The 16,924-nt window shown below is 60.1% G+C and carries 11 protein-coding genes; 2 read left to right on the top strand and 9 right to left on the bottom strand.

From position 1 onward, the window contains the following. On the top strand, positions 1 to 1,524 hold the full coding sequence (locus tag KHA73_RS03535; protein ID WP_234588950.1) for an HAL/PAL/TAL family ammonia-lyase: 1,524 nt from the start codon (positions 1 to 3) through the stop codon (positions 1,522 to 1,524). Between the two features lie 37 nt (positions 1,525 to 1,561). Here KHA73_RS03535 and KHA73_RS03530 read toward each other — a convergent pair whose 3' ends face one another. From KHA73_RS03530 to rlmD, 8 genes are all read right to left on the bottom strand, one after another. Then, on the bottom strand, positions 1,562 to 2,755 hold the full coding sequence (locus KHA73_RS03530) for a methionine gamma-lyase (protein ID WP_234588948.1): 1,194 nt from the start codon (positions 2,753 to 2,755) through the stop codon (positions 1,562 to 1,564). A 36-nt stretch (positions 2,756 to 2,791) separates the two neighbouring features. After that, a complete protein-coding gene (locus KHA73_RS03525) occupies positions 2,792 to 3,175 on the bottom strand; it encodes a hypothetical protein (protein ID WP_234588946.1) in 384 nt (127 codons plus the stop codon). After that, complete coding sequence (locus KHA73_RS03520) at positions 3,172 to 4,362, bottom strand: NAD(P)/FAD-dependent oxidoreductase (protein ID WP_234588944.1); 1,191 nt, start codon at positions 4,360 to 4,362, stop codon at positions 3,172 to 3,174. The genes KHA73_RS03525 and KHA73_RS03520 overlap by 4 nt, the downstream gene beginning before the upstream one ends. A 294-nt stretch (positions 4,363 to 4,656) precedes the next feature. Next, entirely contained in the window at positions 4,657 to 5,952 is a 1,296-nt protein-coding gene (gene eno, locus KHA73_RS03515; RefSeq protein WP_234588942.1) for a phosphopyruvate hydratase, read from the bottom strand. Positions 5,953 to 6,033: 81 nt separating this feature from the next. Then, complete coding sequence (gene pyrG, locus KHA73_RS03510; protein ID WP_234588940.1) at positions 6,034 to 7,671, bottom strand: glutamine hydrolyzing CTP synthase; 1,638 nt, start codon at positions 7,669 to 7,671, stop codon at positions 6,034 to 6,036. 367 nt (positions 7,672 to 8,038) lie between these two features. After that, complete coding sequence (gene mazG, locus KHA73_RS03505) at positions 8,039 to 8,833, bottom strand: nucleoside triphosphate pyrophosphohydrolase (protein WP_234588939.1); 795 nt, start codon at positions 8,831 to 8,833, stop codon at positions 8,039 to 8,041. A 102-nt stretch (positions 8,834 to 8,935) separates the two neighbouring features. Beyond that, positions 8,936 to 11,167, bottom strand: a complete 2,232-nt coding sequence (gene relA / locus KHA73_RS03500) for a GTP diphosphokinase (protein WP_234588937.1) — start codon at positions 11,165 to 11,167, stop codon at positions 8,936 to 8,938. Positions 11,168 to 11,176: 9 nt separating this feature from the next. After that, complete coding sequence (gene rlmD, locus KHA73_RS03495) at positions 11,177 to 12,526, bottom strand: 23S rRNA (uracil(1939)-C(5))-methyltransferase RlmD (RefSeq protein WP_234588935.1); 1,350 nt, start codon at positions 12,524 to 12,526, stop codon at positions 11,177 to 11,179. A gap of 66 nt (positions 12,527 to 12,592) precedes the next feature. On the opposite strand from rlmD, the gene barA reads away from it, so the two are divergent. Further along, the gene (barA, locus tag KHA73_RS03490) at positions 12,593 to 15,331 is read left to right on the top strand and encodes a two-component sensor histidine kinase BarA (RefSeq protein ID WP_234588925.1); all 2,739 of its coding nucleotides are present in this window, start codon (positions 12,593 to 12,595) and stop codon (positions 15,329 to 15,331) included. A gap of 48 nt (positions 15,332 to 15,379) precedes the next feature. Here barA and degP read toward each other — a convergent pair whose 3' ends face one another. Beyond that, the gene (degP, locus tag KHA73_RS03485; protein ID WP_234588924.1) at positions 15,380 to 16,816 is read right to left on the bottom strand and encodes a serine endoprotease DegP; all 1,437 of its coding nucleotides are present in this window, start codon (positions 16,814 to 16,816) and stop codon (positions 15,380 to 15,382) included. Between the last annotated feature and the right edge of the window lie 108 nt (positions 16,817 to 16,924).

Here is a 16,924-nt window from a genome sequence, read left to right as displayed (position 1 = left end):
ATGAATTACCCTTCTTCCGTGACCCTCGACAGCCAGCCGCTGCGCTGGCGGGACGTCGTGGCGGTAGCGCGTTACGGCGCGCCGCTCAACCTGTCTGACGCCGCCTGGGCGCGCATCGACAACGCACAGGCGATCGTGCAAAAGATCGTCGCCAGCGAGCAGCGCGCCTACGGCGTCAATACCGGCCTGGGCGCACTGTGCAATCAGGCGCTGCGCCGCGAGCAGCTGGCGCAGCTGTCGCGCAATACGCTGATGAGCCACGCCTGCGGCGTCGGCGCGCCGCTGAGCGATGAACAAACGCGCGCCATTATCTGCTGCGCCATCGTCAACTACAGCCACGGCAAATCCGGCATCCAGCGGCCGCTGGTGGCGATGCTATTGACTCTGCTCAACCGCGGCATCACGCCGCAGGTGCCGGCGCAGGGCTCAGTCGGTTATCTGACCCACATGGCGCACGTCGGCGTTGCCCTGCTTGGCCTGGGTGAGGTCAGCTACCGCGGCCAGGTGGTAAGCGCCGCGCAGGCGCTGGCGGCCGAGGGGCTGGAATTGCCGCCGCTGGGGGCCAAAGACGGGCTGTGCCTGGTCAACGGCACGCCCTGCATGACCGGGCTGAGCTGCCTGGCCCTGGCCGATGCGACCCGGCTGAGCCGCTGGGCCGACGTGCTGGGCGCCATGAGCTTTGAAGCGCTGCGCGGGCAGATCGCCGCCTTCGACGCGGAGATCCTGGCGCTGAAGCCGCACCCCGGCATGCAGTCGGTGGGCGAGAACCTGCGTGCGCTGCTGAACGGCAGCGAGGTGATCGCCGCCAGCGAGGGCATCCGCACCCAGGATGCGCTGAGCATTCGTTCGATCCCGCAGGTGCATGGCGCCTGTCGCGACCAAATCGCCCATGCCGAGCGGCAAATTGAGACCGAGCTGGGCGGCACCAGCGACAATCCGCTGTTGCTCGGCACGCCGGATGCCTTCCGGGTGATGTCGCAGGCCAACCCGCACGGCGAGTCGGTGGCGATGGCCGCCGATCTGCTGGCAATCGCCATCGCCGAGCTGGGCGGCATCGCCGAACGGCGCATCGATCGATTGATCAATCCGCTGGTCAGCGGCCTGCCGGCGTTTTTGGTCAGCGAGCCGGGAGTCAACTCCGGCATGATGATCGCCCAATACGTTTCGGCCTCGCTGTGTGCCGAAAACCGTCAGTTGGCCCAGCCCTGCGTGGTAGATAACTACGTCACCTCGGCGCTGCAGGAAGACCATCTGAGCATGGGCACCGGCGCTGCGCTGCGGCTGCGGCGCTCGCTGGATAACTGCAACCAAATCCTGGCGATAGAATATCTGCTGGCGGCGCAGGCTTTCGAGTTTTTGCAGCCGCAACGTTTTGGCGAAGGCACCGGACGGGCCTGGCGGCAACTGCGCCAGCATGTGGCGCCTTATCATCAGGATCGCTGGCTGGCGCCTGATATCGCCGCCGCTGCCGCGCTGCTGCGCGACGAGCGGATCCTGGCGGATATCGCGGCCGATCTGCGTTAATCGCCACCCCGCAGTCGGCCGGCTACTGCGGGGTAGCTTATTCAGCGCGCTCCAGCGCCTGCAGGATATCCGCCTGCAGATCCTCAAACGCCTCCAACCCGGCGGACAACCGTATCAGCCCGTCGCTGATATGGTGGCGCCGCCGCTCTTCGGCGCTGTAAGCCGAGTGGGTCATGCTGGCCGGGTGCTGCGCCAGGCTTTCGCAATCCCCCAGGCTGACCGCCCGCAGTATCAGCTGCAGCGCGTTGAGGAAGCGGATACCCGCCGCCATGCCGCCCTTAAGCTCGAACGCCAGCATGCCGCCGGGGCGCGCCATTTGCCGCTGTGCCAGGGCGTGCTGAGGGAAGGTTTCCAGCCCGGGATAGTCAACCCGCGCCACCGCCGGATGCCGCGCCAGCATCTCCGCCAGCCGTTGGGCGTTGTCGCAGTGGCGCTCCATGCGCAGCGGCAGCGTCTTCAGGCCGCGCAGCAGCAGCGCCGCATCCTGCGCCGACAGCACCGCGCCGTTCATGTCCTTCAGCCCCACCAGCCGGATATCCTGCGCCAGAGCCTGAGTGGTCACCGCCAAACCGGCCAGCAAATCGCCGTGGCCGCCGAGGTATTTAGTGGCCGAGTGCACCACGATGTCGGCCCCCAACGGCAGTGGCCGTTGCAAATAAGGCGTGCAGTAGGTGTTATCCACCAACAGCAGCGCCCGTTGACGGTGGGCGATCTCCGCTACCGCGGCGATATCGATCAGCCGCATGTTGGGGTTGGCCGGCGTCTCGCAATACACCAGCCGGGTACGCGGCCCGATCGCCGCCGCCAGCCGTTCCGGCCGGGTCAGATCGACGTGGGTTACCTTCACGCCATAGCGCGCCAGACCCTGATGAAAATAGCTGAAAGTGCAGCCATAAATGGTTTCATCGACGATCAGTTCATCGCCCGGGCTAAGCAGCGTCCAGCAGCAGGCGGTGATCGCCCCCATGCCGGAGGAGAACGCCACCGCCGCCTCCCCGCTTTCCAGATTGGCGATGCGCTGTTCCAGCAGATTCAGCGTCGGGTTGGCGATACGCGAATAGAAATAGCCCGACTCGGTGCCGGCAAAGCAGGCGCCGCCGTATTCCGCCGTGGGGAAGGTGAAGGTAGAGCTCATATACACCGGTGGGCAAAGCGCCCCCAAATGCTGCTGCGGATCGTAGCCGTGGTGAATCGCACGGGTGGCAAAGGCGTGGCCAAAAGTGGCAGACATAACAACTCCTTACCTGAGTGAGTAAAGCAAATTCGGTTATCGCTCCGGGTCGTCCTGCGGCAATGCGCAGCGACGTGTGCGCTGGCCGACGATCTGTAGAGTGCGTAGCACCAGCATCAGCCCCAGCAGGGTATCCGGCTGCCGCAACAGAGCGTACAGCGCGCGAAAGTTGGCCGCCGGCGGGTTCAGCTGCAGTTCGCTATGCGCCATCTTCAGCGCCGTTCCCCCCTCCCAACCCACGGTGACCAGCCCTTCAAACACGCCGGCCAATTTCTCCACCAGCGCGTTGTCGGCGATATCCACCAGGTCCGACAGCAGCGACAGCAGATCGACTACGTTGTCCAGCCTGCCGCCGGCCAGCAGCGGCTGCAGCTTGGCCAACAGCGCCGCCAGCGGCTCATGTTCTGCGTTATCGCTCATATCAGCCCCCTCACCGTGGCCCAATAGAGGCCGCGGTTAAAACCGTTGCGCAGCATGCCGCCCGCTTTGGTGGCCGGGGTCGGCAACACGTCGTGACGATAGTCGTACACCAGCGGCATGCCGGCGTGCAGCCCCATCTGAGCGATCGCCTGCACTTTGCCGTCATAATGGCTGATGGTCTGCCCTAACCGGATTTCCGCCACGATATTGTCGGCGATCACCGGCGCCTGATTGTGGCAGGAGCCGCCGGCCTTGCTGACCGGCAGATCGACGGTATCGCCGATCACATACACCCCCTGCTGGCCATAAACCTGCAGCGTCTGGTGGTCGGTCGGCAGCCAGCCCTCGCCGTTTTGAATCTCGCTCAGCCCGGTATTGCGCACCGCTTCGACGGCGCGGATCGGCGGCGTCGCCATCAGGATGTCGAACGGCTGTTCCTCGCCTTCGGCGGAATAGGCGATGTTGCGCTGCTCATCGACCCGGCTGAGGGTGAAGCCGCGCTGGTGGCGAATATCGCGCGCGGCGAAAATGGCGGGCAGCGCCTCGCCCGTCGGGCGCTGCAGAAACAGGCAGTTGCGCAGCAGTTGGGAAATGGTCGGGTAGGTATAAACAATTTCTATCGCCTTGCGCACGCCGCGCCGCCGCAGGTAGTCGTCCAGCATCAGGGTGGTTTCGATCGGCGCGATGCCGCACTGGTGCGGTACGTTGGGGGTTTCCGGGAAAGAGACGGTAATGAAGATGCGGCCTTTTTCGATGGTCGCCAGCCGCTGCGCCAGCTGGCGCGCGGCCTGGTACTGATAAAAATGATCGCCCGCTTGCGCCAGCCCCTCGATGCGTTCCGGCCAGGGCACACAGCCGGTGGCGAACACCAGAAAATCATACGGGTAGCTTTTACCGCTGCGCGTTATGATGCGCCGCTGCTTTAATTCAAAAGCCTCGGCCTTGTCGACAATAAATTGTATTTCCGGCCGCAGCAAACTTTGTTGGGAACGGGTTAATTCCTGTTTGAAAAATGCGTTAAACGCCACATACATAAACGCCGGCTTATAATAATGAACCGGTGAATCCGAAATCATTAATAACTCGACTTTATTATTCAATATTTCCCGATGCAGCTTGGCGGCCAACAAATTGGCTAATATGGTGCCCCCGGTTCCGCCACCGACAATAACAATTCTTTTTCGCATCAAGCCCTCACCCAACCGGCCGCTGAGCCGGCAGTTTCTAAGCGTTACGATTAAGGGAATGGTTCGGCAGAACGACGGGTAATAACACTGCCTCATTGGCAGTCTAGTAACTAAAAAATATAAATCAAATAAAAACGGAATATAAAAATAAGGATATTATTATTACAATGAAATTATAAAGTTAAAAATCCGCGAAATATAACCACCTCATTATTTTAAATGAAATATTTACTGTATTCAGCGAAAAAAAACCCGCCGAGGCGGGTTGGTATTTAGCAATCGGCCAAAGGGTAATTACTGACCTTTAACTTCTTTCAGGCCGTTGAACGGCGCGCGGTCACCCAGCGCTTCTTCGATACGAATCAGCTGGTTGTATTTGGCAACGCGGTCAGAACGGCTCATGGAACCGGTTTTGATCTGGCCAGCCGCAGTACCTACCGCCAGGTCGGCGATGGTAGCGTCTTCGGTTTCACCTGAACGGTGAGAGATCACCGCGGTGTAGCCGGCGTCTTTCGCCATCTTGATGGCAGCCAGAGTTTCGGTCAGAGAGCCGATCTGGTTGAATTTGATCAGGATGGAGTTAGCGATGCCTTTCTCGATGCCTTCTTTCAGGATCTTGGTGTTGGTCACGAACAGATCGTCGCCAACCAGCTGGATTTTGTCGCCCAGCACTTTGGTCTGGTAAGCGAAACCATCCCAGTCAGATTCGTCCAGGCCGTCTTCGATAGAGACGATTGGGTACTGTTTGGTCAGATCTTCCAGGAAGTGAGTGAACTCTTCGGAAGTGAAGGCTTTGTTGCCTTCGCCGGCCAGCACGTATTTGCCGTCTTTGTAGAATTCAGACGCCGCACAGTCCATCGCCAGGGTAACGTCTTTACCCAGCTCGTAGCCCGCCGCTTTTACCGCTTCGGCGATAACAGCCAGCGCTTCGGCGTTGGAACCCAGGTTTGGCGCGTAGCCGCCTTCGTCGCCTACTGCGGTGTTCATGCCTTTGGCTTTCAGTACTTTCGCCAGGTGATGGAACACTTCAGAACCGATGCGCACCGCTTCTTTCAGGGTTTTCGCGCCAACCGGCTGGATCATGAATTCCTGAATGTCGACGTTGTTGTCGGCGTGCTCGCCGCCGTTGATGATGTTCATCATTGGCAGCGGCATGGAGAATTTGCCTGGGGTGCCGTTCAGTTCAGCGATGTGCTCGTACAGCGGCATGCCCTTGGAAGCTGCGGCAGCTTTAGCGGCAGCCAGAGAAACCGCCAGAATGGCGTTAGCGCCGAACTTGGATTTGTTCTCGGTGCCGTCCAGATCGATCATGATCTTGTCGATGTTCGCCTGGTCTTTGGCATCTTTACCCAGTACTGCCTGAGCGATTGGGCCGTTTACTGCAGCAACGGCTTTCAGTACGCCTTTACCCAGGAAACGAGATTTGTCACCGTCACGCAGTTCCAGAGCTTCGCGGGAACCGGTGGAAGCACCTGACGGCGCAGCAGCCAAACCGACGAAACCGCCTTCCAGATGAACTTCGGCTTCAACAGTCGGGTTACCACGGGAGTCGATGATTTCACGACCGATGACTTTAACGATTTTGGACATTAGGTTTTCCTCAGTACAAGTTAAACTAAAACTCCAGACAAACAGCGCGCGGTTCTCACCGCGCGCCGCCCACCAAATATTTTATTTCACCTGGCGCTTCTGATGCTCACCGGCGGCCTTCACAAAGCCGGCGAACAACGGATGCCCATCACGCGGCGTTGAAGTAAATTCCGGGTGGAACTGACAGGCCACAAACCACGGGTGATTCGGCAGTTCAATGATCTCAACCAGCTTGTTGTCGGCGGAACGGCCGGCTACGCGCAGCCCGGCGGCTTCGATCTGCTTCAACAGCATGTTGTTAACTTCGTAACGGTGACGATGGCGTTCAACAATGGTCGGCTCGCCGTACAGCTGGCGCACCAGGCTATTGTCGGTCAGATGGCATTGTTGGCTACCGACACGCATCGTGCCACCCAAATCGCTTTCTTCAGTGCGCACTTCGACGTTGCCGTCTTCGTCGCGCCATTCGGTGATCAACGCCACCACCGGGTATTTGCAGTCTGGCATAAACTCGGTCGAGTTGGCGTTCTCCATACCCGCAACGTTGCGAGCGAACTCCATCAATGCCACCTGCATACCCAGGCAAATGCCCAGATAAGGGATATTGTTCTCACGCGCATAACGCGCGGTCATCACCTTGCCTTCCACGCCGCGGTAGCCGAAACCGCCAGGGATCAGGATCGCGTCCAGCCCCTTCAGCACTTCTACGCCACGGGTTTCCACATCCTGCGAATCGATCAGCTTGATGTTCACGGTCAGACGGTTTTTCAACCCGCCATGCTTCAGCGCTTCGATCACCGACTTGTAGGCATCCGGCAGTTCGACATATTTGCCGACCATGCCGATGGTCACTTCGCCGCCCGGATTGGCTTCTTCGTAGATCACCTGTTCCCATTCGGCCAGGTTCGCTTCCGGTGCGTTCAGGCTGAATCGTTTACAAATATAATCGTCCAGCCCCTGAGATTTCAATAGGCCTGGGATTTTATAAATGGAATCAACGTCTTTCAGGGAGATAACCGCTTTTTCCGGCACGTTGCAGAAAAGTGCGATTTTCGCGCGTTCGTTAGCAGGAACTGCGCGATCGGAACGGCAAATCAGCACATCAGGCTGAATACCGATTGAAAGCAGCTCTTTTACGGAATGCTGAGTCGGCTTGGTTTTCACTTCACCGGCGGCAGCCAGATACGGCACCAGCGTCAGGTGCATGTACAGCGTGTGCTCGCGCCCCACTTCCACCGCCATCTGGCGAATGGCTTCCAGGAACGGCAGCGATTCGATATCGCCGACGGTGCCGCCCACTTCCACCAGCACCACATCGTGGCCTTCGCCGCCTTCCAGGATGCGCTCTTTGATAGCATTGGTGATGTGCGGGATAACCTGTACGGTTGCGCCCAGGTAGTCGCCGCGGCGTTCTTTACGCAGAACGTCGGAGTAGATACGGCCGGTAGTGAAGTTGTTGCGGCGCGACATTTTGGTGCGGATGAAGCGCTCGTAGTGACCCAAATCCAGATCGGTTTCTGCGCCGTCTTCGGTGACGAAAACTTCCCCATGCTGAATCGGGCTCATGGTGCCCGGATCCACGTTGATGTACGGGTCCAGTTTCATGATGGTAACGTTGAGGCCACGGGCTTCAAGAATAGCCGCCAGAGAGGCTGCGGCAATGCCTTTACCCAGAGAGGATACGACCCCGCCGGTCACAAAAATATAATTAGTTGTCATGCTGAACCTGAGAGTTTAGGTTTAAAGACGATGGAAGAACCAAGACGGGAAAGTAGTATACCCGAACCTCTCTTGACCTACAAACGATCGTTTTGCTGCCCATCATCTCAACCACCCTCCGGCGTTCATCGGGGTTTAATCCGTCGGCGCTCCTGTAACCCACCTTCAAAAACAAAGAGTTAACAGAGAAAATCTGATTTTACCGCCACTCTGCGACGATAAAACGCCTTAGATTTCAGTTTCTTGGCATTTTCCTGCCGCTGCCTCGCGGTTAAGCTTGGCATGATTTCAAGCTTAACCGTTTCAGCTTGTGTGAACCTTGTCGCCGATCAACATTGCGACACAGATAGGACAACGCTCGCCGAAATTAGTTTTCCTGGCTTTTCACCTGCTGCCAGGCCTCTTCCATTTGCTCGAGGGTGGCGTCTTCCATCGACAGGCCGCGCAGTGTGACTATCTCTTCCACCTGGCGGAAACGGCGTTCAAACTTGCGGTTGGCCGCCTGCAGCGCGTTTTCCGCCTTGTGGCCGAGATGGCGCGACAGGTTGACCGTGGCGAACAGCAGATCGCCAATCTCCTCTTCCAGCTTCTGCTCGTCGACCACCGCCTGTTGCGCTTCATGCATCACTTCGTCGATCTCTTCGTACACCTTGTCCAGCACCGGGCCGAGCGTATGCCAGTCGAAGCCCACCGCGGCGCAGCGCTTTTGAATTTTATGCGCCTTCATTAGCGCCGGCAGCGCCTGCGGGATATCGTCCAGCGCCGAATGCAGCGCTTTCTCGGCGCGTTCACCGGCCTTCAACTGCTCCCAGCGGGCCGCCACGGCTTCGCTGTCCGCCGCATCGGCGTCACCGAAGATATGCGGGTGGCGACGCTCCAGCTTGCCGCTGATGGCGTTGCACACCTCATCGAAGCCGAACAGCCCCTGTTCCTGCCCCATTTGGGCGTAAAACACCACCTGGAACAGCAGATCGCCCAGCTCATCGCGCAGATCGGCGTAGTCCTGGCGTTCGATGGCGTCCAGCACTTCGTAGGTTTCTTCCAGCGTGTAGGGCGCAATGGTGGCGAAGGTCTGCTGACGGTCCCACGGGCAACCGTTCTGCGGGTCGCGCAGCGTTTTCATGATGTTCAGCAGACGCTGCAGCGGAGTGGATTGGGTCATAAAAAAATCTCTGAGAAAAAGGGGGCGCACTGGCGTGTTCACCGGAGCTCATGGATCCCGAGCCGCATCCAACAACGATGCGGCTCGAAATACGCAGGGGATTTAGCTGCCGTGCAGGCGCTTGGCGTCTATCACGTCCGGCAGCTGGTTAAGCTTCGCCAGCACCCGGCCCAGCACCTGCTGGTTGTAGATTTCGATATCCATATCGATGGTGGCCAACTGCTTTTTGGTGTCGCTCCGGCTGGCCACGCCCAGCACGTTGACCTTTTCGTTGGCCAGGATGGTGGTGATGTCGCGCAACAGCCCGCTGCGATCGTTAGCCATCACCCGCACCACCAGCGAGTAACCGCTGGAATAGCTTTCGCCCCACACCGCGTCGACGATGCGCTCCGGCGCGTGCGACTGCAGATCAACCAACTGGTCGCAATCGGCGCGGTGGATGGAAATGCCGCGCCCCTGGGTGATGAAACCGACGATGTCGTCGCCGGGGATCGGCTGGCAGCAGCGGGCGATGTGATGCATCAGGTTGCCCACCCCCTCGACCACCACCCGGCCGTTGTCCTTGTTGCGGGTCGGCGGCGGCGCTTTTTGCTGCACCAGCTGGCGCAGCGCCTCGCGATCCTGCTCCTCGGCGCTCGGTTTGTTGAACTTGCCCTGCAGGAAGTTCACCATTTGGTTGAGACGAATGTCCCCGCCGCCGATCGCCGCCAGCACTTCATCCAGCGAATTCATGTTGTAGCGCGGGATCAGCAGCTTTTCAGCCTCTTTCAGGCTGATGCCCAGGTGTTCCAGCTCGCTGTCCAGCATCTGGCGGCCGGCGAGGATGTTTTTGTCGCGATCCTGTTTGCGGAACCAGTTGTGGATCTTCGAACGCCCGCGGCTGGTGGTGACATAGCCCAGGTTCGGGTTCAGCCAGTCGCGGCTCGGGTTCGGCTGTTTCTGGGTGATGATCTCAATCTGATCGCCCATGCGCAGCTGGTAGGTGAAAGGCACGATGCGGCCGCCAATCTTGGCGCCGATGCAGCGGTGGCCGACGTCGCTGTGGATGTGGTAGGCAAAGTCGAGCGGCGTGGAGCCGGCCGGCAGATCCACCACGTCGCCTTTCGGCGTAAACACGTAAACCCGATCGTCGAACACCTGGCTGCGCACTTCGTCGAGCATCTCGCCGGAGTCCGCCATCTCTTCCTGCCAGGCGATCAGCTTGCGCAGCCAGGCGATGCGTTCCTCGTAGCCGGAACGCACGGTCGCCACCGCGCCCTCCTTGTATTTCCAGTGCGCGGCGACGCCCAGCTCAGCGTCTTCATGCATCTGGCGGGTGCGGATCTGGATTTCCAGCGTTTTGCCGCGCGGGCCCAGCACCACGGTATGGATCGACTGATAGCCGTTAGGCTTCGGGTTGGCGACGTAATCGTCGAACTCGTCCGGCAGGTGGCGGAAGTGGGTATGCACAATCCCCAGCGCCGCATAGCAGTCCTGCAGGCGTTCGACCACCACGCGCACCGCGCGCACGTCGAACAGCTCGTCGAAGGCCAGATGTTTTTTCTGCATCTTGCGCCAAATGCTGTAGATGTGTTTCGGGCGGCCGTAGATCTCGGCCTTGACGCTCTCATCGGCCATCGCGCCGCGCAGCGAGGCGACGAAATCGTCGATAAACTGTTCGCGGTCAATGCGGCGCTCATGCAGCAGCTTGGCGATGCGCTTGTATTCTTCCGGGTGCAGATAGCGGAAGCAGAAATCCTCCAGCTCCCACTTCAGCTGCCCGATGCCCAGGCGGTTGGCCAGCGGCGCGTAGATGTTGGAACACTCTTTGGCCGCCAGCACGCGCTCGTCTTCCGGCGCGTCCTTCACTTCCCGCAGGTGGGCGATACGCTCCGCCAGCTTGATGACCACGCAGCGGAAATCCTCCACCATCGCCAACAGCATGCGGCGCACGTTGTCGACCTGCTCGGAGGCCATCGAATCGTTATGCGTCGCTTTCAACTGGCGGATGGCGTCCATATCGCGCACGCCGTGCACCAGATAGGTAATGCCCTTGCCGAATTCTTCGGTCAGGGTATCTTCCTGCACGATGCCGGCATCGACCACCGGGAACAGCAGCGCGGCGCGCATGCTGTCGTTGTCCATGCTCAGGGTGGAGAGGATCTCCACCATTTCAAGCCCGCGCCACAGCAACAGCGGCGCGTCGGGATGGTTTTGGGTCTGCTGCTCACAATAACGCCAGGTCGCGGCTAATCGCTCACATGACTGCGGGTTAGGTAGCCCCAAGCTGGCGATCCACTCGTCGAGAGCGAATTCACCCGCCGTATTCAGATGTGCACTTCTTACCGCAACCATAACCTCTCCCTACTCTGCAGCGACCTCTGGCGCAGTGTCGTTAATAAACAGCGCCATTGACTCAAGATGCCCCGTGTGCGGAAACATATCCAACATCCGCACGCGCGCAAGACGATAACCGGCGTCCAGCAGCACTTTGCTGTCGCGTGCCAGCGTGGTGGGGTTACAGGAAACATAGACCACCCGCTCTGGCGCCAGTTTTACAATGTGTGACATCACTCCAGCCGCGCCGGCGCGGGCGGGATCCAGCATCACTTTATCAAATCCTTGTGCTGCCCAAGGTTGCCGCTCAACGTCGTCTTCCAGATTCTCATGGAAAAACGAAGCATTATTCAGCCTATTCTTATGTGCATTATATTGCCCATTCGCTACCAGTGTGGCAACACCTTCTATGCCCACCACCGCAGCGGCGCGGCGCGCCAACGGCAGAGTAAAATTGCCCATGCCGCAGAACAGATCCAATACCCGATCATTGGGTTGAACCTCGAGCCATTCAAGGGCCTGCGCCACCATTTGCTGATTTACCGCGTCATTGACCTGAATAAAGTCGCGCGGGCTGAAGTCTAAGCGTAGCCCGTCGACCTGATAATACGGCGTTTCACCGCACAGTTTTTCCAGCCGATCGCTGTCCGGCGCCAAATAAATGGTTACGTTTTTTTGCTGCGCAAACGCCAACAGCGCCTGACGATCCGGCTCTTTCAGCGCATCGAGGTGGCGCAACACCAACACCGGGCCGTTGTCCGCCAGCACCAGTTCCGCGTGGCCCAAACGCCGCGCGCCCTGCAACGCGCTCAGGCAGGCGTTCAGCGGCGCCAGCAGTTGCTCCAGCTCGGGACACAGCACCGGGCAATGGCGCACCGGCACCAGCTCGCTGGAGGCCGCCTGGCGAAACCCCATCACCAGCCGCTGTTGCTTCGGCTGCCAGCTCAGGCCCAGACGGGCGCGGCGGCGGTAGCCATACTGCGGCCCGGCGATCACCGGCTCCTGCTGCGGCGTAACGCCGGTTTCGCGGGCTATCATGCGCACCAGCGCCGCCGCCTTGCTCTGCTGCTGCAGCGCCTCGTCCGCGTGCTGCTGCTGGCAGCCGCCGCAGACGCCAAAGTGCGGGCAGCGCGGCTCAACCCGCTGCGGGCTGCGGGTCAGCAGGCGCTTCAGCTTGCCTTTGGCGAACTGGCGCTTGTCTTCCGTCAGCTGGATTTCCGCCTGTTCGCCGGGCAGCACTCCCGGCACGAATATCGCCTTGCCGTCATGGCGCGCCACGCCCTGGCCGAAGGGATCGAGGTCATTCACCGTCACGGTTAACATTTGTAAGTTCTGCCGGGTCGTCACGCGGCGTTTGGGAGAGTAGAATTGCGCCATATTTGTCGATTGTGTGCTGGTTCATTAAGCTAGTGTCAGCTGTCAATTCTCCCACATTGGAATCCCATGACCAAATACAGCCTGCGTGCGCGCATGATGATCCTGATTCTGGCCCCAACCTTGCTGATTGGTTTGCTGCTCAGCACCTTCTTCGTGGTGCACCGCTACAACGAGCTGCAGGAGCAATTGGTGGACGCCGGCGCCAGCATTATCGAGCCGCTGGCGGTGGCCAGCGAGTACGGCATGACGTTCCGCAGCCGCGAATCGGTTCGGCAATTGGTCAGCCTGCTGCACCGCCGTCATTCGGACATCGTGCGTTCGATTACGGTGTTCGACGCGCAGAACAACCTGTTTGTCACCTCCAATTATCACCATAATTTCGCCCAGCTGCAGCTGCCGAAAGGTGTGCCAATGCCCACCGATCTGATGCTGACACGGCGCGGCGACTCGCTGATCCTGCGCACGCCGATCCTGTCGGAAAGCCAATATCCGGACGAAGCCGCCGATGCCGGCAACCACCCCGACAACAATCTCGGCTATGTGGCGATCGAGCTGGATCTGCAGTCGGTGCGTCTGCAGCAGTATAAAGAAGTGTTCGTTTCCACCCTGCTGCTGTTGCTGTGCATGTGCATCGCCATTCTGTTCGCCTACCGCCTGATGCGCGACGTGACCGGCCCGATCCGCAACATGGTGAACACCGTCGACCGCATTCGCCGCGGCCAGCTCGACAGCCGCGTCGAAGGCTTTATGCTCGGCGAACTGCACATGCTGAAGAACGGCATCAACTCGATGGCGATGTCGCTCACCGCCTACCACGAAGAGATGCAGCAGAACATCGATCAGGCCACCTCCGACCTGCGTGAAACGCTGGAGCAAATGGAGATCCAGAACGTCGAGCTGGATCTGGCGAAAAAGCGCGCTCAGGAAGCGGCGCGCATCAAGTCCGAGTTCCTGGCCAATATGTCGCACGAACTGCGCACCCCGCTGAACGGGGTGATCGGCTTTACCCGCCAGATGCTGAAAACCGACCTGAGCGTTACCCAGGCCGATTATCTGCAAACCATCGAACGCTCGGCCAATAACCTGCTGACCATCATCAACGACGTGCTGGACTTCTCCAAGCTGGAGGCCGGTAAGCTGGTGCTGGAGCATATCCCGTTCTCGCTGCGCGAAACGCTGGATGAAGTGATCGTGCTGCTGGCCCCCAGCGCCCACGAGAAAGGGCTGGAGCTGACGCTGGACGTGCACAACGACGTGCCGGAACAGGTGATCGGCGACTCCCTGCGCCTGCAGCAGATCATCACCAACCTGCTGGGCAACGCGGTCAAGTTTACCGAGACCGGCAACATCGACATCCGCGTCGAGCTGCGCAAACAGCTGGAACGTCAGGTGGAGCTGGAAGTGCAGATCCACGACACCGGCATCGGCATTTCCGAGCGCCAGCAGTCGCAGCTGTTCCAGGCGTTTCGCCAGGCGGACGCCAGCATTTCCCGCCGCCACGGCGGCACCGGCCTGGGGCTGGTGATCACCCAGAAGCTGGTGAAAGAGATGGGCGGCGATATTTGCTTCCACAGCCAGCTGAACCGCGGTTCAACCTTCTGGTTCCACATTCAGCTCGATCTGAACGAAGGCATGCTGTCGCTGCAGCCAAACCTGCCGGATCTGCGCGGCAAAACCCTGGCCTACATCGAATCCAACCCGACAGCAGCGCAGGCGACGCTCAACATGCTCAGCGTCACCCAACTGGCTCTCACCCACTCGCCGACCCTGGCTCAGTTGCCGAAAAACGAATACGACTTCCTGCTGGTTGGCGTGCCTATCCCCTTCAGCAACAATATGGCGCAGCATCAAGACAAGCTGCTGGCGGCGTTGAAGGTGGCCGGCAGAGTGATCCTGGCGCTGCCGTGCCAGGCGCAGATCGACGCCGAGCTGCTCAAGCAGCAGGGCGCGCTCGGCTGCCTGATCAAACCCATCACCAGCAACCGTCTGTTCCCGCTGTTGCAAATGGAGGAGCCGCTGCGCCTCAGCGCCCAGCCGGAGCGTAAACGCCTGCCGCTGACGGTGATGGCGGTCGACGACAACCCGGCCAACCTGAAGCTGATCGGCACCCTGCTGGCGGAACAGGTGGAGAAAACCCTGCTGTGCGAAAGCGGCGAAGAGGCGCTGGCGCTGGCGCGCGACAACGTGCTGGACCTGATCCTGATGGATATCCAGATGCCGAAGATCGACGGCATTCGCACCAGCGAGCTGATCCGCCAACTGCCGCACCATAATTCAACGCCGATCGTCGCCGTTACCGCCCATGCGGTGAGCGGCGAACGCGAACATCTGCTGCAGGCCGGCATGGACGACTACCTGGCCAAACCGATTGACGAAGCGATGCTGACCCGCGTGCTGTCGCGCTACCACAGCGGCGAGCCGAACGCCGCTGCGCAGCACCCTGCCGGCCAGCCGCTGTCGCTCGACTGGCCGCTGGCGCTGCGCCAGGCGGCCAACAAACAGGATCTGGCGCGCGATCTGCTGCAAATGCTGCTCGACTTCCTGCCGCAGGTGCGCGAGCGGGTGCAGGCGTTGGTCGACGGCCGGCCGGACGACGGCATTCTCGATCTGATCCACAAACTGCACGGCAGCTGCAGCTACAGCGGCGTGCCGCGCCTGAAGCAGCTGTGTTTCTATCTGGAACAGCAGCTGCGCCAGGGCGTCGGCCATGACCAGCTGGAGCCTGAGTGGCTGGAGCTGCTGGATGAAATCGAGCTGGTATGCCAGGCGGCGCACGCGCACCTGGGCAATCAGCGCCAGGCCTAACCTAAAAAGGCACGCCGAAGCGTGCCTTGTGTTTCCTGCGGAGCAGGATTACTGCATCAGCAGATACAGCTGGCTGTCGCCGCGCTGGATATTCAGCGCCAGCACCGACGGCTTGCTGTCGAGGATTTTACGCAGCTCGCCCAGGTTCTGGATCGGCTGCTGGTTCACGCCCAGGATCACATCGCCCTTTTTCAGACCGATGCGCGCCGCGGCGCTGCCGGCTTTCACGTTGTCGACCTTCACGCCTTTCTGCGCGCCGATCTGCGTGTTGCTCAGCTCGGCCCCTTCGATACCGGTGTAAATATTGCCGGACTCAACCTGGGTCTGGGTGCTCTGCTCCAGCGTGACGTCAATGGTGACCGGTTTGCCGTCGCGAATGATGCCCAGCGACATCTTGCTGCCGACCGGCAGCGTGCCGATTTCCGCGCGGAACGAGGCGAAGCTCGAGATTGCTTTGCCGTTCATGGTCACTATCACGTCACCGGCCTTGATGCCCGCCTTGGCGGCGGAAGATTTCGGCATCACCTGGCTGACGAAGGCCCCGCGCTGCGCGTCTACCTTCATCGCCTTGGCCAGCTCGGAGTTCAGTTCGGTGCCCATAATCCCCAGCTCGCCGCGCTTCACCTGGCCATATTCAACCATTTGCGCCGTCAGGTTCTTCACCATGTTGCTTGGAATGGCGAAACCGATGCCGATGTTGCCGCCGTCCGGCGCCAGGATCGCGGTGTTGATGCCGATCAGCTCGCCGTTCAGATTAACCAGCGCGCCGCCGGAGTTGCCGCGGTTAATCGCCGCGTCGGTCTGGATGAAGTTCTCGTAGTTTTCGATATTCAGCCCGCTGCGCCCCAGCGCGGAAACGATGCCCGAGGTGGCGGTTTCGCCCAGCCCATACGGGTTGCCGATCGCCACGGTGTAATCGCCGACGCGCAGCTGATCGGAGTCCGCCATCTTGATGGCCGTCAGGTTCTTGAAGTCTTTCAGCTGGATCAGAGCGATGTCTGAACGCGGATCCTTGCCGATCACCTTGGCGTCAAAGCGGCGCCCGTCGCTCAGCTGTACCTGGATTTTATTGGCGTTGTCCACCACGTGGTTGTTGGTCACCACATAACCTTTAGCCGCATCGATCACCACCCCGGCGCCCAGCGCCTGGAATTTCTGCTGCGTGCCCTGCGGCTCCCCATCCGGGCCGGCCTGCCCGCCCTGGCACATCGGCGAGCCCTGGAACGGCGAACCGTCCTGGCAGAACGGCGAGTCTTCGCCGAAGAACTGCTGGAACTGCTGCGGCATTCTCGGCGTATTGACGGTGGTGCTGCCTTCCACGTTGATGCTCACCACGGATGGCATCACCTTTTCCAGCATCGGCGCCAGGCTTGGCAACTGTTGGGTGCTGGAGGACGCGGTTTCTGCGGCGTTGGCCGTGACCGGGCCCATCGCCATGCCGATACTGAATGCCAGCGCGCTCAGAACTAATGCGGTTTTTTTCATCTGTGTGTCTCTTATAAAGTCGTTCAGAAAAGTACTGCTGTCTTGTGCATAGTCAGAGTTGATTAATAGCCTGAAGTTCCGGCGCAGGTTATTGGTAATAGTAAACAA

The sequence above is a fragment of the Serratia entomophila genome (genome assembly GCF_021462285.1).
Lineage (GTDB): Bacteria > Pseudomonadota > Gammaproteobacteria > Enterobacterales > Enterobacteriaceae > Serratia > Serratia entomophila.
The sequence above is the reverse complement of the archived record's forward strand: the minus strand, read 5'-3'. Positions and strand labels throughout refer to the sequence as shown.

Bases quoted from the DNA above. Each gene is read 5' to 3' on its own strand.
- eno (WP_234588942.1), bottom strand. From the start codon at position 5,952: ATGTCCAAAATCGTTAAAGTCATCGGTCGTGAAATCATCGACTCCCGT.
- relA (WP_234588937.1), bottom strand. From the start codon at position 11,167: ATGGTTGCGGTAAGAAGTGCACATCTGAATACGGCGGGTGAATTCGCT.
- rlmD (WP_234588935.1), bottom strand. From the start codon at position 12,526: ATGGCGCAATTCTACTCTCCCAAACGCCGCGTGACGACCCGGCAGAAC.
- KHA73_RS03520 (WP_234588944.1), bottom strand. From the start codon at position 4,362: ATGCGAAAAAGAATTGTTATTGTCGGTGGCGGAACCGGGGGCACCATA.
- pyrG (WP_234588940.1), bottom strand. From the start codon at position 7,671: ATGACAACTAATTATATTTTTGTGACCGGCGGGGTCGTATCCTCTCTG.
- KHA73_RS03530 (WP_234588948.1), bottom strand. From the start codon at position 2,755: ATGTCTGCCACTTTTGGCCACGCCTTTGCCACCCGTGCGATTCACCAC.
- KHA73_RS03525 (WP_234588946.1), bottom strand. From the start codon at position 3,175: ATGAGCGATAACGCAGAACATGAGCCGCTGGCGGCGCTGTTGGCCAAG.
- KHA73_RS03535 (WP_234588950.1), top strand. From the start codon at position 1: ATGAATTACCCTTCTTCCGTGACCCTCGACAGCCAGCCGCTGCGCTGG.
- mazG (WP_234588939.1), bottom strand. From the start codon at position 8,833: ATGACCCAATCCACTCCGCTGCAGCGTCTGCTGAACATCATGAAAACG.
- barA (WP_234588925.1), top strand. From the start codon at position 12,593: ATGACCAAATACAGCCTGCGTGCGCGCATGATGATCCTGATTCTGGCC.
- degP (WP_234588924.1), bottom strand. From the start codon at position 16,816: ATGAAAAAAACCGCATTAGTTCTGAGCGCGCTGGCATTCAGTATCGGC.